Genomic DNA, 22,622 nt, shown 5'->3' on the forward strand with positions numbered 1-22,622 from the left:
TTGAGTTTTGAGATCATAAGATAATGGTAAAAAACGTTTTTTCACCCTTCAGTATACTAATTGTTTTTTTGTTATTCTCAATTGTTGGTATTATAACCATTCCCTTTCTTTCAGTTCAGATGTTTCCAAATAGCACCTACAATTCTTTGGTTATAACTACGCATTTGGAGAACTCTTCGATAGAAGTAATGGAATCGTCGCTCACGACTCCTATAGAATCTTCGATTTCAACCTTAACAGGTATTGTAAGACTCACATCCAGTACAGGACAGGGGGGAGTTGTCATTCATATAGAACTCGATAAATATACTGATCCTGAACTTTTTCGTTTTGAAGCAGCTATGATTATTAGACAGCTTTATCCCAAACTTCCTGAAGGAGCCACTTTCCCAAATGTCTATCTAAATCGTCCACATAAAGGCAATGATACCCAAGCTCTATTGAGCTATAGCGTACGTGGACCAGCTTCAAAGAGGGAAATTACTGAGATGGTGGAAAAACTTGTACGGCCAGTGATAGCCGATATTAAAGGTATTTATAAATTTGATGTTTCAGGCGATCCTCCATCCGAAGTAGCAATATATTCCAATCCTAGGAAGATGCAGGCTGCGCATGTCTCAATTTCCGAGTTACAAACGAATCTAAAGGAAGTTCTTAATAATCACGAAATAGGTGTAATTTCTTTTGTGGATGGAATTTTTGCTGTTTCCCTTTCTAACAACATTATTAGTGAAGAAGATTTGCGGAAAACAATTGTAGCTAAGCATAGCGGTCGGATGTTTCGATTAGAAGATGTGGCTATTGTAACGACACTTCAGCCTTCAGTTAATTCCTATTACAGAATCAATGGTCAGGATCTCGTCAGTTTTACCTTTTGGGCAGATGCAAATGTCAATACGATTCGACTTGCAAGTGAAATCAAAGAACATATCACACAAATAAAAGAATTGTTGCCCTCGGAGTATGTTTTGGAATTGCAACTTGATCCCACAAATCATATCAAAGATGAACTTGAAAAGATTTTATTAAGGACTACGATATCTATAGGCATACTTTTACTGTTTGTTCTAACGATTACTTGGAATTTGCGATATATGATTATTGTAATTTTGTCAATCATAGCAAACGTAAGTATATCTTTTATTGGATATTATCTGTTAGGTATTGATGTTCATTTGTATTCCTTAGCAGGGATTACAATAGCTATAGGACTAATTACAGATAATGTTATAGTAATTGTTGAGGACATAAGACATACTGGACGAAATAGCATTTTTAGAGCTATTCTTGCAGCAACAGTAACTGCCTTTGGTGCCCTATCGGTTATTTTTTTCTTGGAAGAAAACATGAAACTTAATCTAATAGATTTCGCTTTGGCAATTATTATTAACTTGCTTATATCTTTACCCATTGCTTATTTTTTTATACCTGCACTTTTATCAATGATGCCCATTCGGTTAAAAAAGACCAAATCCATATTAAAAAGAAAAAAAAGACTTGTTAAATTTTCCTCAATATATGAGCGCCAATTATATTTTATGTTGCGTTTTAGATTGATTTTTGTAATAATTTTTATTCTATCCTTTGGAATTCCATTATTTCTTCTACCTGAAAAAGTAAAATCAGAGAATAAAGGTATTTTGTCGGCTTGGTACAATGCAACCTTAGGCAGTGATTTTTATAATTCGCAATTAAGAGAACCACTCAATAAATATTTGGGGGGCGCTTTAAATTATTATGTTGCTAATAGCACAACCGTGAGTAAGTTTGGCAATACAGATATTGAAACCCAGTTGCAACTGTATGTTAAGATAGACCTGCCCATAGGTGCAACAATTACTCATTTGGATGAAATTTGTAAGGACTTTGAAGAAGTTGTTGCACTTTATAAAAATTCACTTGAAACTTTTACTACTTCTATTGTCAGCGGATCGGAAGCCCATATTCATATACTATTTAAAAAACAATCACCTTCATCCATTGCGTATAGGTTGAAGAATGAATTGGAAAGTTTATCAGTATTAGCAGGGGCGGCCAATTTTATAGTGTATGGTATTGGCAGAGGATTTAATAATTCACTAAACATGGATAGGTTTGATTCAGCTATTCTGATCAAGGGATATAATTATCAACAACTTCAAAGTATTGCAAGTATAGTGCGTGATAGTTTATTGAGAAATCAACGAATAAGTGATGTCCTGATAAGTTCGCGAAAAGAAGCTAGGAGATCATCAACATTTGAACATGTTATTCGTATTGATAAACCAGAATACCTTACGTTTCAAGAAATACCTCGTTGGAATCTCTCACGTATTTTAATGCAAAGAACCGAAAATATGGATCACATTGGCAAAACATACAGGGATGGAGCCTCTGTCAATGTTACTGCTTACCATAAAGAGGACCAAATAGCAGACGTATGGTCCATTATGAATGAACCATTACAAGTAAATGATTCAACAGTTATCCGCATGGGGGGAATCAGCCAGAGAGAAAAAGTACGTGTTGGATCACAGATTATCCGTGAAAATCAAGAATATTTATTACATATAAATTATCAATTTATTGGAGATTACGAACTTAACAAGATTATAGCAGGCCGCGTTGTGAAAGGAATTACTCCAATTCTTCCGTATGGATATACAATCGAAGATACGATACAAAATATAGACAGCAAAGTTGGGGATAAAAGTCTTTGGCTGATTCCTATTGTTCTTCTTATTATCTATATGATATGTGCAATTTTATTGGAGTCCCTAAAACAACCTATTGCTGTGATAATAATGATTCCATTCTCCTTTATTGGAGTTTTTCTGGCCTTTAGTTATTTGGGGTTACGTTTTGATCAAGGGGGGTACGCTGCATTACTCATGCTTGCGGGTATTGTTACAAATGCAGCCCTTTATATAATTAATGATTTTAATTTATTGAGAAAAAGAAAAAATAATTCAATGATAGTGAATTTTGTAAAAGCTTATAATGCGAAAGCTATGCCAATATTGGTGACAACATCAGCAGCGTTATTAAGTTTGCTGCCATTTATGCTAAATGGTGAGGAAAAGGGTTTTTGGTTTTCTTTATCTGCTGGAACGATTGCAGGATTGATTTTTTCGTTGTTAGGAGTTTATTTGTTTTTGCCAATATGCTTATTGGCAAAAGAGAAAAGAAAAGTGACAAAAGACGTCATTGTATGATTAAGTTTTTGGTTTACCGTCCGATAGCGGTATTAACGAGCTTTTTTGCTCTACTTTTATTAGGGCTTGTTGCCTATTTTAAATTGCCTATATCCTTACTGCCTGATGTTGACATTCCACGTGTCATTGTTAAGATCGAGTCAAAAGGTATGTCAGCTAAAGAGATTGAAGCACGTATTACTACCCCCTTGAGATCAGGATTAGTTCAAATTAAGGGGCTTGATAATATTGAAAGCAGTACCACAGACGGAAGAGCAATTGTTCGTCTACTTTTTGATCGAAGTGAAGACCTTGATATGGCATTTATTCAAGTAAATGAGCGAGTGGATATGGCGATGCACAGCATGCCGAGAGACTTTGCACGGCCTATTGTTGCAAAGATGAGTATATCAGATATTCCCATTTTTAGAGTCAATATTCTTCCAAAGAAAAATGCAAAGCAAATTCATGGTATGGCTGAACTAGGAACTTTTGCAAATGAAGTCATCAAGAGAAGATTCGAACAGATTCCGGAGATAGCTATGGTGGACATTACTGGTGTCATAGGCGGGCAGGTGGAGTTGATCCCAAAAGCTGGTTATCTTCAGTCATTAGGTATTAAAACTGATATACTTATTAATGCGTTTAATGAAAACAACGTTAATTTAGGAAATATCCTTGTCAAGGATGGGGCTTTTAGATATTATCTTAGATTTAAAGAGGGGATACAGGATCTAAAATCAATCCGTCAAACACCAATACTCATTGGCGATCGTATTTTTATACTATCTGACCTTGCCGATGTGAGATTAGTACAATCAGAAACACGTGGTTATTACCATGCAAATGGTAGGCAGGCAATCAATTTAATGATTATAATGCAGCCTGCGGCTAGAGTAGACGATTTAAAAAATAATTTTGATAGATTACAAAAGGAGCTAAAAAAAGATTATCCAGAAATAGAGTTTGAGATTACCCAAGATCAGTCCAAATTTCTTGATTATTCAATTGGAAATCTTCAGCAGGATCTACTTTTAGGTGGATTTTTGGCCTTTTTCTTTATGCTGATTTTTATAAGAAAGCTTAAGCTGGCTTTGTTAATAGGTTTCACGGTCCCCATTTCTTTGATAATCAGTCAAATTGGCTTTTTTATCTTTGATGTTTCTATTAATATTATCTCTTTAGGAGGCCTTATTCTGGGGCTAACAATGATCATTGACAGCTCGATCGTAGTTATGGATACAATTTCGAACCATCAGAACGATGGTGAAAGTGTCGAGAATGCCGCAATTGGCGGAACTAATGAAATTTTAAAACCACTAGTCACTTCCGTTCTTACTAATTGTGCTGTATTTATACCACTCATTTTTTTGGGAGGCATAGCTGGAGCTTTGTTTTATGATCAGGCACTATCTATCGTTATTGGAGTGGTGTCATCCTTGATTGTATCCATTTTATTATTACCATCCCTGTTTGTACTTCTAAATAGAAAAAAAATAATTAAGCAGACACATGTAGAACTGCCAATACTTCTAGATGTGACTGCTTGGTATGATCGTTTACTTAAATTGTCCTTTCGTTTCCCTATCATCGTAAGTATGGTTGTTTTCATTATAGGAGTCTGTGGTGTTTTTTTTTACTTATATTTAGACAAAACTAGGTTGCCTGATATCACACGCTATGACTGCGAAATTACCATTGACTGGAATGAACATATTGATGCTAATGAAGTTAGCGAAAGAAGTTTAGAGATATCCTCTATGCTAGGTGATGGAATAGAAAATTTAAACATCTGGAGTGGAGAACAGCAGTATCTTTTACCTATAATGGATGATTTGAGAGTTTCGCAAAGTCGATTTTATTTAAAAACCCATCGAGCTGATCCCCGTACTTTCATTTCGGATAAAGTAACAACTTTAATCCGTAGTCGTTATCCATTAGCATTAGTATCTATTTCTCCTGCAAAAAATGCATTTGATGAAGTTTTTTTTGATGATAATGCACCACTTATTTTACGCCTTAGCAATATCAAAGATAGTAAACTTCCCCCGCTAGATTCAATTTCAAAACTCGTTGATCAATTAGCTTCTCATTTACCAGGTATACAAATTAATCCTATAAGTAAGATCCAAAAAATTGATATAGAACTTGATTATTCAGCACTGATACTTCATAATGTACGAGCTAATGATGTAATTAGTAAAATTAAAAATGCCGTAGAATACCCAATGATTTCTAAGTTCCAAGTTTCGCAAAAACAAATTCCTGTTGTACTTAATATAGGTAAGCCAGAACATATTTTTTCACTATTAAGAGATAACTTTGTCGAAAACATCTATGGAATTCCCATACGTTTATCCGCTTTAGTGAATTTTTCTAAAAGTTTTGATTATAGTTCAATTTTTGCGGGAAAATCTGGGATATATTATCCTATTCCTGTGGAATCAAAAGATCCAGAATTTGATATTCGGCTGATTGAAAGTTTTTTGACCAAATACAAGGATCAATGGAAAGTTGTCTACGATGGTGCTTATTTTGACAATAAAAAGCTTCTAAAAGAAATGTCTATTGTATTGATGATTTCTATATTACTTCTTTATTTTATATTAGCCGCCCAATTTGAATCTCTTATCCAACCATTATTCATTTTAGTAGAACTTCCCATTGCTATTAGTGGTGCGTTGATGTTTTTGTATCTGGGAAATTCTAGTTTGAATCTCATGTCAATGATTGGTATTATTGTAATGAGTGGCTTGATTATTAATGATTCAATATTGAAAATTGATTCGATCAATCAATTACGTCGTCAGGGCTATCCTTTAATGAAGGCTATTTTTGAGGGAGGACATCGTCGGCTTCGATCGATAGTGATGATTAGCTTGACTAGTATAGGTGCATTAATCCCCACATTGTTTATGAGTGACTTGGGGTCAGAGTTGCAAAAACCATTAGCTTTAGCACTAATGGGGGGTATGATTATCGGACTATTTGTCAGTTTGTTTTTTGTTCCAATTGTGTATTGGGGAGTATATAAAAGTAAAGAAATATAACACCATGAAAACGAGATTAATCTATACAGTAATTGTTTTTATTCCTCTCATTCTATCTACATGTTTTGCTCAGGATAATATTCTGAGCCTTGACAAAGCGATTCGTCTTGCTCAGGAGAATTCCTATGCCTTTAAGGCAGCCCAAAACCGTATGCAGGCAAGTTCCTGGCTTTATCGTAATTTTAAGGCTTCGTTCTTACCTTCTTTATATTTAGATGGCAATATCCCCAATTATTCTAGAGCAATATCGAAGGTAACTATTCCTACAGGTGAAGACATTTTTGTTAGTCAAAATCAATCTTTCAGTTCTTTGAACTTAGGGCTTCGGCAGAATTTAGGTTTTATTGGAGGGACAATTGCTGCAAGTACTAATTTGAGTCGGATAGATGTTTTCGGCGCAAACCGGCAAGTAACATATGCTTCGACTCCATTTTCTATCCAATATATTCAGGATAATATTGGATATAACCCTTTCAAATGGCGGAAGAAGATTGAGCCAATCCGTCTTGAAGCAGCGAAGCGGCAGTTCCTCACAGATATGGAGACTATTGCTGGCACAACTGTCCAATATTTCTTTAACATGTTAGCCGCAAAGGCACGACTAACATTAACGCGACAAAACCTAGCAAATACAGATACTTTATATCGCATTACTCAAGATAGATTCAATTTGGGTACTGTAGATCGCAATGAAATCTTGCAGCTCCGGTTGAATTCTTTGGAGTCCAAAAAACAGCTCGCACAGGATAGTCTAGATTTTGTGCTGGAACAACAACAATTTTCACGTTATTTATTATTGAACGATAAAATTAACATCGATGATAGGATAATTGCAGATTTTTTTGCGATCGAATATCATGACGTACTGAGATTCGCAAAAGAGAATAGTCATAACGTAATTCAATTTAGATTGAAACGCCTTGAAGCGGAACAGAATGTGGATGAAACCAAAGCATCGACCGGTTTACGTTTTAGTGTACAGGCTAACTTTGGGATTACCAACACAGCTTCTAGATTAACCCATTTGTTAAGGGGGCTTGAAAACCAGCAACAAGTAGCTGTTGGTTTTTCATTGCCTATATTGGATTGGGGTTATTCCAAGACCCAAAGACAAAGAGCCGAGAGTAATCTTGCAATGGTTGAGAGTGAAATGGAGCAAGATAAATTGGCTTTAGAGCATGAAGTTACTTTGTATACCGCTAAATGGAGTTTGCATCGACAGCAGATGGACATAGCTAAAGAGTCGCAAAATATTGCTGTACAAAATTATGAGTTACAGAAAAATAGATTTCTTAAAGGTTCGGCAACTATCAATGATTTGAATGTTGCACAATCAAAAAAAGATGTTACCACTAGTAATTATATAGCAGCGATGCGTGAATATTGGATTTTGTATTACACTATTAGAAAACTGACACTATATGACTTCAAAGAGAATAAGGCATTGAAGTATTTTGAATAGTAGTGTTTAAGAATTAATTAATATCTGTAAGGTATTTAAAAGAAAAATTTGGAAACAAGTCTGATACACAACTATTTTGAATACGGGATCAGAGATAAATCATTTTTTACAATCTAAATTCTATTTTTGACAGCAAAAAAAACCTTATTTTTATATTAAGCACTTGCAGCTAAAACGTATGTCAAACCAGTGAGGGATTCAGTGAGTTGGGAAAACGAAAGTTTGTAAAACACTGATAAAGAGATTATTGCCCGAAGAGTGTTATTCCCCTACGGGCTACAGATCGAAAGATTAAAAACTTAAAAAAGCTTGCAATTCATATTGCAAGCTTTTTTTATCTTTGAGTATCTACAAAACCAATACGAACTTCCAGAAAAAAAATGACAACATTTCCTGTTATAGCTTCTACTCTTTCTGCCAAACAATTAGGCGATTTTGTGATAAATAGATATGGCCTAGACGACAAATACCAATGTTCCTTATTCAGAACAGGAATGAACCATACGTATTTTCTTTCCAACAGCGAAACGAAATACGTTTTGCGCGTTTATAGTCATAATTGGCGGTCAAAATCCGAAATTATTGAAGAACTTGAACTTTTGAAATCATTGAAGAAGAATAATTTAAGTGTTTCTTTTCCAATTGAAGATAAAGATGGAGGGTTCATTCAAGAAATAAATGCGCCTGAAGGAATCAGATACGTTGTACTTTTTTCCTTTGCTCAAGGGGAGAAAATTCGATTTATGGACATCGAAACGTGCTTTCGGATAGGTTCTCTAATGGCAAATATCCATAACCATACCGAAAACAAGAACATTAACCGTGTGTCTTACAATAAGAAGTCGCTTATAGAATTACCTTATGCGTATTTACAACAATTCTTCTCAGACAAGTTGCCAGAAATGGAACTCATCAAGGAGTTTGGCAGAAATTTTCAAAATTCAGATTTTGATCATACGAAAACCGGAATTATACATATGGATATCTGGTATGATAATATGGCTGTTACAGACGAGCATGAGATTACCATTTTTGACTTTGACTTTTGTGGAAATGGATGGCAAATTTTAGACGTTGGATATTTCTGCAAACAGCTGTTTTTCATAGAATCAGATAAAGAGCAGTACGAATTAAAAATTCAAAGCTTCCTACGAGGATACCAGAGCAGCATTTCTTTATCTGAAAAAGAGCTCAGGTTAATACCGAAAGCTGGCGCTGCTATTTTTATTTTTTATCTTGGCGTACAGGCGCAAAGATTTGATTGGTCCAATATATTTTTGACAGAAAACTATCTTAAAATGTTTGTCGGAAGAATTAAAGCTTGGATGGACTATTACTAAAAGAAAGAAGTCACTGTGGTTAAATAAGGCAAGATTAAGGAATATTAATTCGGTTTTACGTTGAGGGCTGGAAAACAACTCTTGCGTAAGCGTTGGGTGAAACTATAAACCACTTACAGGTATTTTGTCTTCTTGGTAATTAAAATGTAACGTATTAATTTTACCTTTACTATTCCAAATAATATAATTTTATGAAGGCACATACGTACGAAACACAATCAACAATTACCCCACAAAAGGCATTGGACTTCCTGAAAGAAGGAAACCAGCGCTTTGTTAATAACCTGAAAGCTAACCGCGATCTTCTCGAACAGGTGAACGCTACACGTGAAGGGCAGTGGCCATTCGCCGTGGTGCTAAGCTGCATCGATAGCCGTACTTCAGCTGAGCTTATATTTGATCAGGGATTGGGTGATATCTTCAGTATCCGGATTGCCGGAAATTTTGTCAATCAGGATATTTTGGGATCGATGGAGTTTGGTTGCAATGTGGCCGGTTCTAAACTTGTTGTCGTTTTGGGGCATACCAAATGTGGGGCATTAAAAGGAGGATTGGATGCGGCGCAGATCGAGGGTATGGGAATGGATAACCTAAATCATTTGATTAATCATTTCGACCCGATCATCAATGAAGTGATCGAGCAGGGGGAAGAACGTTCTTCTAAAAATAGTGTACTGCTTGAAAAACTAAATCAACAGAATATTAAACATGCAATCCGTGACATTCGCAAACAGAGTTCAACGCTCCGGAAATTGGAAGAAGAGGGTAAAATTAAAATTGTCGGAGCGAACTATGACGTCGAAACTGGTAGCGTAAGTTGGCTATAAGCCGAAAGGTCGTGTATACTTTTTAAGAATAAAAAGCATGACGGTCATTTGCTTGAATCCATGCGAATAGTTCTGTGTCATCTAACTGTTTCATGATTACCGCAATTTGTGTAACATCCCTAGTTTAATTAGGTTAAATTATAATTGTGGTGTTGAGTTAATATTAAAAACAGAAATATAGTAATGTTTTTTTATCAAACGATTGCACAAAATGCCAGATACTAAAAATCCTGATCTGCTTAAATTTTTGACAAGGAGATCAGGATTTGAAAAAAGACAATTAGAACGGATCTTTATAAGCGGGCATCTACAAATTTTCTGTCGAGTATGCCCTTAATATCAAAAACAACGGATGGGTTCTTTTTTAAATTATTGAGATCTAAATGTAAGAACTCTCGGTGTCCCACAGCCAGAATAACACTGTCATAATCTGCAGATTCGGGAAGATCCGATAATAGTTTTAAATTAAAATGTGATTTCACTTCATCTCTATTGACCCATGGATCATAAATGTCGACTTTTAGACCAAATTCTTGAAGATCCTGAATCATATCTATAACTTTACTATTTCTCATATCAGGACAGTTTTCTTTGAAGGTGATGCCCAATACTAACGCTTTTGCCCCTTCAAATTTGATGTTTTTCTGAATCATCAATTTCACCACTTTTGATGCGATGAAGGAGGCGATCTGATCATTTACTTCTCTTCCAGATAAAATAACATGTGGGTGATAACCTAGTTGAGTTGCTTTTTGAGCGAGGTAGTAGGGGTCTACAGAAATACAATGACCGCCCACTAGTCCTGGTTTAAAACGTAGAAAATTATATTTTGTGCCCGCAGCATCTAACACATCCTGTGTATCTATTCCTACACGGTCGAAGATTAGCGCGAGCTCATTCATAAAGGAGATATTTACATCGCGCTGCGCATTTTCGATCACCTTGGCAGCTTCGGCAACTTTGATTGAGGGCGCCAAATGTGTCCCGGCTTCAATAATATTCTTATAAAGTCCATCTACCACCAATCCTGCCTCAGGTGTACTTCCAGAAGTCACTTTCATGACCTTTTGAAGTGAATTTACTTTATCGCCTGGATTAATACGTTCTGGTGAATAACCAACAAAAAAATCTTGGTTAAATTTTAATCCCGAGCAACTTTCCAAAACAGGTATACACTCTTCTTCAGTACAACCAGGATAGACGGTAGATTCATAAATAACCAAATCGCCCGGATTTAATAATCCGCCAATCATTTTAGATGCCTCCAACAATGGTGACAAGTCTGGTGAATTATAGCGATCTATCGGAGTTGGTACAGTGACTATGTATACGTTTGCATCAGCAATGTCTGCGGTAGAATTACTCGCATCATATCCCTTACTTTGGTTTGATGTGATAAATAGCTCTCTTGCACGTTCCAGTTCTTTTTTATCAGCTTCCAGTGTACGGTCAACACCGCGCCTAAGTTCATCAATACGTGTTTCATTAATATCAAATCCAATCACGGGGAAATAATCGGAAAATGCTATTGCTAACGGCAATCCGACATATCCTTGACCAATGATGGCAATTTTTTTTACCTTAAAATCTCTCATATATAGCTGTAAATATACGTTCTTTGCTTTAAATTTAACCTCTTGTCAACCAACCTCTGCGTCCAGCGGTCGCTATCGCATACGGTGTAATCCAGAATAAGCTGAAAGCATAAAATATACTGTAACTATAAGCCCAGAAAGCTTCTTTGGCATCCGAGTTTTTGGAAGCAAAGAAATAGGCCTGGACGCTGGAAAATATTAAGATACCGACCAATGTTGAGCTTAAGAACATCAGTGGATAATGAAATACGGTCCATAACATCAGTAACATCATCGGATAAGACAATAACACTTTTTTCCATTGCATAAGCAATAAGATACGTGCTCCCCATTTAGGTCCCTGACGGAAATTCTTAAATGCAAATTGACTCATCGCAATGTTTTCACGCACGTTGCTTCGTTCCCAACGGATAAACATCTTGTACAGATTTTTGTAACGTACAGGTGTGTCGGTATAAACGTATGCGTTGGATTGAAATAGAACATGATACCCCTGTTTCAGGATCATATTGGTCATCGCGCGATCTTCACCGATATCAGACGGTTGTCCCATAAAAGTCTGGTTAATCCAATCTTCCAAACAGTTCATGACAGCCTCTTTACGATAGCCAGATAATGCTCCTGGTGTACACATGACAGTACCCAACATACTTTGTGCAGAACGCACAAACTCAAAACTGAATACGAAGCTCACATTCAACATACGCGGTATAATCGCTTTTTTAGTATTCAATACACGCACATTACCCGCAACTGCCCCACATTCCTTGTTTGTTACAAATGGACTGGCCATATTACGTATGGTATCCTTTTTAACAATAGAGTCACTATCAACCGTGATGAAAATCTCTCCCGTACCTAACTTAAATCCACGGTACAAGGCATGTCTCTTACCCATATTCTTGGGCTGCTGATAAATTTCAACACGATCGCCCAATTCCATTTTGGCACGTTGTATCCAAGCAAAGGTATTATCTTTACTACCGTCGTCGATTGCAATAATCTGCAATTTCTTCTCCGGATAATCGCTGCTAGCCAAACTATGTAAGGTATCATAAACTAATTGTCCTTCGTTATAAGCTGGAACGATAATCGTACAAGTCGGTAGCTCATCGTCCGATACTGAAGCAATGGGTTTATATTTACGATGCAGTACAATCAAAAAAATCAAAAAGCTGATAGCAACAACAGCAAGAAATATTCCCAACGCAATTAAAAATGTTCCGCCGATGCTGTCTAAACGTTGGAAACGTAATGCGTCAAAATCTGGTTGAAGCATGTATACGCCAAAAACTGACGCAAATAGTATAAAAAAAGTGGCTCCAAAAATACCATATTCTTTTGGTCCAAAGTTGCTTTCCTCGTTTTTGCTCACTGTGTGATCAGATCGCTTTTCTCCTGCATTTACATCATATACCGCAGGCTTCCATTGTTTGGCCATCTGCTTGGATACGATCGAGTTGTCTTTCATGTAATTCATAACCGTTCTATTTTAGATATACATTCTTTCGTTCAGTGTTTAAAGAGATACCGCTGTCGGTATCTTTTGTAATGAAAATATTACGATTCCATAAACGCAAAAGACATGCCTTTATTTCGTGCCAAAAATAAGCAATCCCTTCTAATTGTAACGTTCTTGATACAAATAATATGTAATTAATCTGTTGATTTGTAGTGTTTTGTGATTTTATTGTAACAGAATTATGCCAAAATATAACGACGATCGATTCAATAGACTTTTAAGGTTTTTTAACATTTGCATGCAGATTGTTAAAAGAAATTGACAGTTTTTGTGACAAACTGTGTAGGAAAGGGGGCAAAGGATAGTACAAAAAAAAGACGCCTCCAAAGGGGGACGTCTTCAATATCATCAAGTTTCGGAATAGTCTTTATCCACCAAATTCCATTAGATAATTTTTTAGAAAATCATTTAGATCACCGTCCAGGACAGCTTGTGTATTGGAGGTTTCGTAATTGGTCCGTAAATCTTTAATTAACTTGTAAGGATGGAGGACATAATTTCGAATTTGGGATCCCCATTCGATTTTCTTTTTGTTTCCTTCAATAGCAGCGGTAGCTTCCTGGCGTTTACGCATTTCAATCTCATATAACTGTGATTTCAATAAGCGCATCGCATTTTCTTTGTTTTGTAATTGCGATCTGGATTCCTGATTTTTAATAATAATGCCAGTAGGTTTGTGGTGTAATCGAACAGCTGTTTCCACTTTATTGACATTCTGACCTCCTGCACCACCCGAGCGGAAAGTATCCCATTCGATTTCTGAATCCTTAACATCAATCTCAATATTATCATCAATCAAAGGATAGACATAAACAGAAGCAAACGAGGTATGGCGTTTTGCATTGGAATCAAATGGAGAAATCCGAACGAGCCTGTGTACACCATTTTCGCCCTTCAGATAGCCATAAGCAAAATCTCCGGATATCTGTAACGTTACACTCTTGATACCTGCAACATCACCTTCCTGCGAATCTTGTTCGGTCACCCTATACCCATTTTTCTCGCCCCACATAATATACATCCGCATCAGCATGGCAGCCCAGTCACAGCTTTCAGTTCCTCCGGCACCAGCTGTAATCTGTAAGATTGCATCCAGCTGATCCTCTTCGGCACTAAGCATGTTTTTGAACTCGAGCTCCTCGACTTTCTCTAAAGCTACTCTATATTGATCGTCCACTTCTTTTTCACTCGCGTCGCCAGATTGGAAGAATTCATACATAACATAGGCGTCTTCAACCGCCGCTGCAACTTCGTCGAAGTGGTCTGTCCATACCTTTTGGTTTTTTATGGCCAAGAGTATTTTTTCTGCAGCTTTGGAATCATCCCAAAAGCTTGCTTCAAGCGTAATAGCTTGATCTCTTTCTATTTCTTCTTTGCGTGCATCGATGTCAAAGATGCCTCCTCAGGGAAGTAACACGATCCCTCAAGTCTTGAATTTGTTCTTTTGTCATATCCGCTAAAGTAGAAATTTTAATTAATAAATTCGCGCTTCTAGCTTAATAACTTCGCGTCCTAATAGATGGTCAAATAGAGATAATTTGACCTTTTTTTTTTAGTTTTGGTATTGTCAACAGAATAAACCTTCATTTAAGGATCTACACGATGTGTAACAATGAAATACAGAAGGCTCTTATTGATGTTTAAAACAACTAATTTCAGTAAAAACAGTATGTTCCCAAAAATTAATTTTACAAAGACTGCGGCCTATACGAATCTAGCACAGCATTTTGGTTCTTTATCAGGGCTATCTAACAATAGCGAAAAAAATGATTTACGCACACTTTTCGCCGCAGATCCCGCACGTTTTGAGAAGTTCTCGATCGCTTTTGAAGATATACTTTTGGATTACTCCAAAAATCGGATTACTGCAGAGACAAAAGCGCTCTTGGTACAGCTGGCTAAAGAATGTGGTCTTGAAGAAGCGATAGCGGCTATGTTCTCGGGCGAGCGGATCAACGTGACCGAAAACAGACCGGTGTTACACACCGCTTTGAGAAACCAATCCGGCCAACCCGTATATGTGGATGGAAAGGACGTCATGCCTGATGTTAAACGAGTGTTGGCACACATGAGAACTTTCACCGAAGAGATTCTATCTGGCCAGTGGAAAGGATATACAGGAAAAGAAATTACCGATGTAGTTAATATCGGTATTGGAGGTTCAGATCTCGGCCCTGTGATGGTAACAGAAGCATTAAAAGCTTATAAGACGCGGTTAAATGTCCATTTTGTTTCCAATGTAGACGGTACACACATTGCTGAAACATTGAAAGCTGTGGATCCTGAAACAACGTTGTTTTTGATTGCATCAAAAACTTTCACAACACAGGAAACGATGGCCAATGCCCATACCGCTAAAGATTGGTTTCTGGCCAGTGGTGCCCTTCAGGAAGATGTCGCTAAGCATTTTGCTGCATTGAGCACCAATACAGAAGCAGTACGTGCCTTTGGAATAGATACCCAGAATATGTTTGAGTTTTGGGACTGGGTGGGCGGACGTTATTCCCTGTGGTCTGCAATAGGTCTTTCAATCAGTTTGGCAATAGGCTTCGATAATTTCGAGGAACTGTTGAAAGGTGCCTATGAAGCGGATGTTCATTTTAAGGAAACCTCCTTTGAATCCAATATTCCCGTGATATTGGCTTTGCTTGGTGTATGGTACAATAATTTTTTCCAAGCGGAAAGTCACGCAATTCTTCCTTACGATCAATACCTACACCGTTTTGCCGCTTATTTCCAACAAGGGGATATGGAAAGTAACGGTAAGTATATTGATCGCAATGGTCAACAGGTGGATTATCAGACTGGACCGATTATCTGGGGTGAACCTGGTACGAACGGGCAGCACGCCTTCTATCAGTTGATTCACCAGGGCACCAAGTTGATTCCTTGTGATTTCATTGCACCTGCCAATAGTCTTAATCCGATCGGAAACCACCACCAATTGCTGTTGTCTAACTTTTTTGCGCAGACTGAGGCTTTGATGAATGGCAAAACGGAAGCCGAAGTGGTTGCTGAATTTAAGAAAGCCGGAAAGTCGGACCCGGAAATTGAAGCACTGAAAGCCTATAAAGTTTTTGAAGGTAATCGCCCAACGAATTCCATCCTGTTCAAAAAAATGACGCCACGCACTTTAGGACGACTTATCGCATTGTATGAGCATAAGATTTTTGTCCAGGGTGTGATCTGGAATATTTATAGTTTTGATCAATGGGGTGTCGAGCTCGGTAAACAATTGGCCAATCAAATCCTCCCGGAATTAAGCGACGCCAATCCGGTTACAAGTCATGATTCTTCGACAAATGGATTGATCAATGCGTACAAAGCTTGGCGGGATTAAAATTGCTCTTTGTGATCTAAATTAGATCGGGGATGAAATAGAAGAAACGGGGCTGTTCAACTTTTGGACAGCCCTGCTTTTAGTTAGACTTTTTTCTGCTGGATTCGAATGGCATTTAAAATAGCCAAAAGCGCTACCCCAACATCGGCGATGACGGCTTCCCAGAGTGTTGCAACACCACCGGCACCAAGAATCAAGACAATGATTTTGATCCCCATCGCGAGAATGACGTTCTGCCAGACAATGCTTCGGGTAATTTTACCGATTTTGATGGCAGACAGGATCTTGTGGGGTTCATCGTTCTGGATCACCACATCAGCCGTTTCGATGGTTGCATCGGCTCCGAGTCCACCCATGGCGATGCCGACCTGCGCCAAGGCTACTACCGGTGCGTCATTTACGCCATCACCGGCAAAGGCAACACGGCGACCTTGATCGATCAGTTGTTGTACATGATTTACCTTATCTTCCGGAAGGAGGTCCCCATAAGCTTTGTCTAGCCCAAGTTCTTTGGCAACTTCATTTACTACCGCTGTTTTATCCCCAGATAGCATGACGGTATATAGACCTTGAGCACGCATGGTTTGGATCACTTCCTTGGCATCGGGCTTAATCCGATCCGCCACAGTGATATAACCCGCATATTGATCTTCGATGGCAAGCAATACAATGGAGTAGGCCACTTGCCTTAGCTCTGCAGGATAGCTGATATTGAATTTGTCCAGTAACTTGCTGTTGCCTGCGAGTGTACGTTTTCCATTAACAGTGGCGAGGAGTCCGTGGCCTGCTATTTCCTGGGTTTTCTCAGCTTGCAATGCGGGCCTGCCGGGATGATAACTTGCGATCGCCTTTGCGATGGGATGTGTTGAATGTGCCTCGACAGCCTTAGCGTAACTCAGTAATTCCGTTGGATCTCCATGGACAGCAAAAACTTCCGTTACTTCAAATACACCCGCTGTAAGTGTCCCCGTTTTATCCATGACAATGGTATCGACAGCGGTGATGGCATCGAGGAAGTTCCCGCCCTTAAATAGTATGCCATTTCGGGAGGCTAAACCTATACCACCAAAATACCCCAAGGGAATCGAAACAACCAGGGCACAGGGACAGCTGATCACCAAGAAGACCAAACTCCGGTAGAACCATTCTTTAAAACTATAGTCCTGAACAAAAAACAGGGGTAAAATAAGAACCAAAAGCGCGAGGCCGAAAATAATAGGAACATATATTTTGGCAAATCTGGCAATAAACAATTGTGTTTTGGACTTCCGTGCGGTAGCATCCTGGACCATTTCGAGAATTTTGCTCAATTTGCTATCCTCAAATGTATTGGTTACCTCGATCTCAACAACCGTTTCCAGATTAATCATGCCTGCAAAAACAGCTTCGTCCTTATATTTTGTATCGGGTTTACTCTCTCCAGTCAATGCTGCGGTATTAAATGCGGCTTTCTCCGTTTTCAATTTACCATCCAGCGCCACTTTTTCTCCTGCTTTTACAAGGATAATTTCACCGATTGTGACGGTTTTTGGATTTACCTGCTGCTGTTGCCCGTTGCGCAGCACCGTTACTTTATCGGGACGGATATCCAATAGCGATTTAATTGATTTCTTGGCGTTATCGACGGCAGTATCCTGAAACCACTCTCCGATTTGGTAGAATACCATTACCGCGACACCCTCTTCAAATTCTCCAATGGCGAAAGCACCCAAGGTTGCAACGGTCATTAAAAAAAATTCATTAAAAATATCACCACGGCTTGCCTTGCGAAATGCCATTTGAATAACGGGGATTCCCGCGAGAAGGTAGGCAACGCTATTTAAGGTCAAGCTGATGCCAAAGGGAAGGCTGATCTTAAACGCATATTTCAATAGGAGTAAAGTAAGTAAGATGGTGAGAGCCATGAGGAGCTTACGTTGGGTGATCCACCAAGGCTGTTCCTTTGTTGTAAGACCATGCTCCGGTGTGGCATGGCTATGCTCGTGGTTGTGTTCGCACATATATCAGCGGTTCTTTATGAGAATTAAATTTACCGAATTCTGCCGTAAAAAGCGAGGGAATGGGGATAAACTCATCCATAAAGACGACTATTTTAGAGGAATCGGACCGGTAAAAAATATATTTCAACTGATAGGTTATTTCAATGGAGGAATGTGAAAAAGGGCTATCCAATTTTTTGGATAGCCCCTTATGCTATGTAATGAATGTACTCTTAATCTTTTGACATACTGCCAATAATCATTTCCAATATGGCAACGACAATGGCAAACAGCGCTGCGGTCCAAAATCCATGTACATCAAATTTGGAGCCGAGAAGTGAATCGGTCAACAAGACCATTAATACGGTAATAATAAAGGAAACTAGACCCAAGGTAATCCAATTCAATGGGAAAGTAAATAACCTTAAAATCGATCCCACAGTGGCGTTGACAAATCCAATGACAAGTCCTGTAACGATCGCCCAGCCGAAACCAGCAACTTCCGCACCAGGGACAACCCAGCAAGCAATTGCGACTACCAGGCCAGTAACTAAAAGACTAATAATAAATTTCATAATATGTGCTAATTTATAACGAGTAAATAAAGTAATAATATAATAATTGTCGTACAAACCCAATGCCAAACTTTGTTTAAATTATCGCTTTTAAATCTTTGAGGTATATGGATGGATGGATGGATGGATGGATGGATGGATGGATGGATGGATGGATGGATGGATGGATGGATGGATGGATGGATGGATGGACCGTTAACTGGTATTAGTAAGCGGGAGCTGTTTGATAAATAGCAATACCGGAATAAAAAATATATGCAAGCATAGTAAATATTTTGTATATTTATTCGGAAGCTACACATGCTATAGCAGTATAGTCATTAACGATTATGCGTGTTATGTATGACGATTGCCGATGGTGGAAAAGAATTGAACGACGTACTTACGTCGTTTAAATAAGCGATCGGATCACCAATAGTAGGGAAAATTGAAAGAATTAAGTTCATAAAATAATAGATCCATGAAGAAAATTATGATGTCATTCATAATGCTGCTTACTACAGTGGCATTATTTGCGCAGACCGATCCCATCATCGGAAAGTGGGAAAACCCAAGCGGCGAAGGTCGTGTTGAAATTTACAAGAAAGGCGATAAGTTTTTTGGTAAGCTCTATTGGCTGAAATTTCCAAATAATGAAGCCGGTCAGCCCAAGAAAGATATAAAAAACCCAGATAAAGCATTGCAGGGCAGAAATGTGCAAGGACTCGAAATCTTGACCAATTTTGATAAAGATGGCAATACCTATGTTGACGGCAAGATCTACGATCCGAAATCGGGCAAAACGTATAGCTGCAAGATGACCTTAAAAGGAGATAAGCTTGATATAAGAGGCTATGTTGGTGTGAGCTTGCTTGGACGCACCGAGACATGGAAAAGAATTAATTAAGGCAGGAAATGGCCGCAAAATCAACATAATCCGCTTGCATGGATAGGTCAGATTCCATCCAAAAGGCAATTTATTTCTTGGAAGTAAATTGCCTTTTTGGTTTTGTGCTGGAATTACAGTATTTTCATCCCTACAAATTATAAATACCAGCTCTATGGCCGTAAAAATGTCTTATGTTGAAAATGTCAAGCTTGCACTACAGTCCATTGTAGGGAATAAGCTGCGGACATTTTTAACAGCACTGATCATTGCCATAGGGATGATGGCATTAATAGGAGTATTGACCTCGATCGATGCCATGAAAAACTCGCTAACAGATTCCTTTTCATCCATGGGATCAAATTCCTTCAACATACGCAACCGGGGATTAAATGTCCGGATCGGTAATGAAGGAACTCGCTCAAAAGTCTTTGCTAATATTACCTATGCACAATCTGCAAGATTCAGGCAGGATTTTCACTTTAATGCGCTGACATCGATCAGTGCCAATGTAAGCTGGAATACGACCGCAAAATATCAATCCAAAAAAACAAACCCCAATATCGGCCTGATCGGGACAGATGAAAATTATCTGCAGACATCAGGGTATGTTGTTAGCGAAGGCCGTAATTTTTCTACGCGGGAGGTTGAAACAGGTAGTGGCGTGATCATCATCGGTAGTGAAGTGAGTAAAATGCTATTCAACGAAATTATTGATCCAATAGGGCAGTTTATTACGGTTAACAATATCCGCTATTTGGTGATAGGAGTCTTAAAAAGTAAAGGTTCTTCTGCCGGGATGGGCGGGGATAGGGCCTGCTTTATTCCACTGATCAAGGCCCGGGCAGTGATGCAGGGTACCGAGCCCTCCTATGTGATAACTGTTTCTTCCAATGATCCGATGCGATTGGAAGCCGCAATCGGCGAAGCTACCATCGTCTTTCGGAATATCCGCGGATTGACATCACGGCAGTCCAATGATTTTGAAATCACCAAATCCGATGCGGTTGCCCAGATGCTGATGCAAAATATGGCTATGGTTACTTTGGGAGCCGTGGTGATTGCTTTTATAACCCTTGTGGGAGCTTCAATCGGATTGATGAACATTATGCTAGTCTCGGTTACTGAACGTACCCGGGAGATCGGCATACGCAAGGCGATCGGTGCAACACCGAGTGTTATACGGAAACAATTTTTGATGGAAGCCATCGTGATCTGTATGATCGGAGGTGTGGCCGGAATCTTTATTGGTATCCTGATCGGTAATATCCTGGCGCTACAGCTCGGCACATCCTTTATTATACCTTGGGGAGCGATAATTTTAGGTTTTGCGGTATGTGGACTCGTTGGTATGCTATCGGGCTATTACCCCGCCTCAAAAGCGTCTAAACTGGATCCCGTCGACGCGCTTCGTTATGAGTAATTCACATTGGCCACCCTATCGCTCTATTTTTACATTCACCCTGCTTGCAGCCCGAAGATGTCTCCCTGTTGGTCGCTATCAAAGCAAGAGGAAAAGTGCCCTTTTCTCGCAAGGTAAAGCAACTTATTCCAATGAAAACCATCAATAGCATTGCGAAAAAATTATGCTATTGATCGCTTCATTAGCCATTGAAAAACACATTATCTCAATGAAAAACTGTAATATTGTATAAAAAAATAAAATCGAATTATGTACAATACATTACAACCAGTTTTAGAAAAGGAATTGGAAGCAATCAAAGAAGCGGGATTGTATAAACAAGAGCGTGTAATCGTTACGCCTCAAGGAGCAGACATCAAAGTGAGTACAGGACAGGAAGTTGTCAATTTTTGTGCTAACAATTATTTGGGTCTGTCTTCGCACCCCAAAGTAATCGAAGCAGCTAAGAAAGCGATTGATACACATGGTTATGGAATGTCATCCGTACGTTTCATCTGTGGTACCCAAGATGTGCATAAAGAATTAGAAGCAAAAATTTCAAAGTTCCTCGGAACAGAAGATACTATTTTATATGCGGCAGCATTCGACGCGAATGGTGGTGTGTTTGAACCCTTATTTGGTGCTGAAGATGCCATCATTTCTGACGAATTGAATCACGCCTCTATCATTGACGGTGTTCGTTTGTGTAAAGCACAACGTTTCCGTTATAAAAATGCAGATATGGCTGATTTGGAAGCACAATTGCAGGCTGCATCTGGTGCTAGACATAAAATCATTGTTACAGATGGCGCATTTTCGATGGATGGATCTGTAGCTCCATTGGATCAGATCTGTGATCTAGCAGACAAATACCAGGCGCTAGTGATGATCGATGAGTCGCACTGTACTGGATTTATCGGTGCAACGGGACGTGGTACACACGAGCTTTTCAATGTTATCGATCGTGTAGACATTATTACGGGCACTTTGGGCAAAGCCTTAGGCGGTGCTTCTGGTGGTTTCACTTCCGGTAAAAAAGAAATCATCGATTTGTTACGTCAGCGTTCACGTCCATACCTATTTTCTAATACCCTGGCACCAGCAATTGCAGGAGCTTCTGTAGCGGTATTGGACATGCTCAGCGAGACAACTGAATTGCGAGACAAACTGGAAACAAACACAAAATACTTCCGTGAAAAAATGACGGCTGCTGGATTTGATATCAAACCAGGTTTCCACCCAATCGTGCCTGTGATGCTTTATGATGCGAAATTGGCACAGGAGTTTGCAGCCAAGATGCTGGACGAGGGAATTTATGTCATCGGTTTTTACTATCCTGTTGTACCTCAGGGAAAAGCTCGTATCCGTGTGCAGATTTCGGCAGGACACGAAGCTGCTCACCTGGATAAAGCAATCGCCGCCTTTACCAAAGTTGGTAAAGAATTAGGTGTAATTAAATAAAATACACATAGTTATAAATTTTGTGGTGCAA

Annotated in this window: 14 protein-coding genes; 9 read left to right on the forward strand and 5 right to left on the reverse strand. The window is 38.7% G+C overall.

Going from position 1 to position 22,622, the window contains the following annotated elements; translation table 11 throughout:
- The first annotated feature begins 23 nt into the window (after positions 1 to 23).
- The 5 genes from B2O97_RS19550 (at position 24) to B2O97_RS19570 (ending at position 9,852) form a co-directional block, all read left to right on the forward strand.
- Positions 24 to 3,194, forward strand: coding sequence for an efflux RND transporter permease subunit (locus B2O97_RS19550; protein WP_115045959.1), 3,171 nt, complete (start codon positions 24 to 26; stop codon positions 3,192 to 3,194).
- Entirely contained in the window at positions 3,191 to 6,223 is a 3,033-nt protein-coding gene (locus B2O97_RS19555; protein WP_167450431.1) for an efflux RND transporter permease subunit, read from the forward strand. The genes B2O97_RS19550 and B2O97_RS19555 overlap by 4 nt, the downstream gene beginning before the upstream one ends.
- Positions 6,224 to 6,227: 4 nt before the next feature.
- Positions 6,228 to 7,685, forward strand: coding sequence for a TolC family protein (locus B2O97_RS19560; RefSeq protein WP_147281979.1), 1,458 nt, complete (start codon positions 6,228 to 6,230; stop codon positions 7,683 to 7,685).
- Positions 7,686 to 8,179: 494 nt separating this feature from the next.
- Positions 8,180 to 9,025, forward strand: coding sequence for a phosphotransferase (locus tag B2O97_RS19565; protein WP_286768012.1), 846 nt, complete (start codon positions 8,180 to 8,182; stop codon positions 9,023 to 9,025).
- Positions 9,026 to 9,216: 191 nt separating this feature from the next.
- Complete coding sequence (locus B2O97_RS19570) at positions 9,217 to 9,852, forward strand: carbonic anhydrase family protein (RefSeq protein ID WP_070565856.1); 636 nt, start codon at positions 9,217 to 9,219, stop codon at positions 9,850 to 9,852.
- Positions 9,853 to 10,145: 293 nt separating this feature from the next.
- Here the strand turns inward: B2O97_RS19570 and B2O97_RS19575 are convergent, their stop codons facing one another.
- From B2O97_RS19575 to prfB, 3 genes are all read right to left on the reverse strand, one after another.
- Positions 10,146 to 11,447, reverse strand: a complete 1,302-nt coding sequence (locus B2O97_RS19575) for a nucleotide sugar dehydrogenase (protein ID WP_286767944.1) — start codon at positions 11,445 to 11,447, stop codon at positions 10,146 to 10,148.
- A 34-nt stretch (positions 11,448 to 11,481) separates the two neighbouring features.
- The gene (locus B2O97_RS19580) at positions 11,482 to 12,927 is read right to left on the reverse strand and encodes a glycosyltransferase (protein ID WP_201303443.1); all 1,446 of its coding nucleotides are present in this window, start codon (positions 12,925 to 12,927) and stop codon (positions 11,482 to 11,484) included.
- Positions 12,928 to 13,336: 409 nt separating this feature from the next.
- Positions 13,337 to 14,420 (reverse strand): peptide chain release factor 2 gene (gene prfB, locus B2O97_RS19585; protein WP_112375267.1). Its coding sequence is split into 2 segments (ribosomal slippage): positions 13,337 to 14,359 and positions 14,361 to 14,420, totalling 1,083 coding nucleotides; the frame shifts between segments, so codons are not numbered across the junction.
- 218 nt (positions 14,421 to 14,638) lie between these two features.
- Between prfB and pgi the strand changes: the two genes are divergently transcribed.
- Positions 14,639 to 16,309 carry a glucose-6-phosphate isomerase gene (gene pgi, locus B2O97_RS19590; RefSeq protein ID WP_070565858.1) on the forward strand — a complete coding sequence of 557 codons (1,671 nt, stop codon included), beginning with the start codon at positions 14,639 to 14,641 and terminating at the stop codon, positions 16,307 to 16,309.
- An 83-nt stretch (positions 16,310 to 16,392) separates the two neighbouring features.
- On the opposite strand, the gene B2O97_RS19595 is transcribed toward pgi, so the two are convergent.
- Both B2O97_RS19595 and B2O97_RS19600 read right to left on the reverse strand, forming a co-directional pair.
- Positions 16,393 to 18,309: a heavy metal translocating P-type ATPase gene (locus B2O97_RS19595; RefSeq protein WP_286767945.1), complete on the reverse strand. Its 1,917-nt coding sequence runs from the start codon at positions 18,307 to 18,309 to the stop codon at positions 16,393 to 16,395.
- A gap of 212 nt (positions 18,310 to 18,521) precedes the next feature.
- The gene (locus B2O97_RS19600; protein ID WP_112375452.1) at positions 18,522 to 18,863 is read right to left on the reverse strand and encodes a phage holin family protein; all 342 of its coding nucleotides are present in this window, start codon (positions 18,861 to 18,863) and stop codon (positions 18,522 to 18,524) included.
- A 460-nt stretch (positions 18,864 to 19,323) separates the two neighbouring features.
- Between B2O97_RS19600 and B2O97_RS19605 the strand changes: the two genes are divergently transcribed.
- From B2O97_RS19605 to kbl, 3 genes are all read left to right on the forward strand, one after another.
- On the forward strand, positions 19,324 to 19,749 hold the full coding sequence (locus B2O97_RS19605) for a DUF2147 domain-containing protein (protein ID WP_070565860.1): 426 nt from the start codon (positions 19,324 to 19,326) through the stop codon (positions 19,747 to 19,749).
- A 154-nt stretch (positions 19,750 to 19,903) separates the two neighbouring features.
- Entirely contained in the window at positions 19,904 to 21,151 is a 1,248-nt protein-coding gene (locus B2O97_RS19610) for an ABC transporter permease (protein WP_112375269.1), read from the forward strand.
- Between the two features lie 249 nt (positions 21,152 to 21,400).
- Positions 21,401 to 22,591: a glycine C-acetyltransferase gene (gene kbl / locus B2O97_RS19615; protein ID WP_286767946.1), complete on the forward strand. Its 1,191-nt coding sequence runs from the start codon at positions 21,401 to 21,403 to the stop codon at positions 22,589 to 22,591.
- Positions 22,592 to 22,622: the final 31 nt, after the last annotated feature.

Origin of the sequence: Sphingobacterium sp. UBA865 (assembly GCF_002295765.1) — a bacterium.
GTDB classification, from domain to species: Bacteria; Bacteroidota; Bacteroidia; order Sphingobacteriales; family Sphingobacteriaceae; genus Sphingobacterium; species Sphingobacterium multivorum.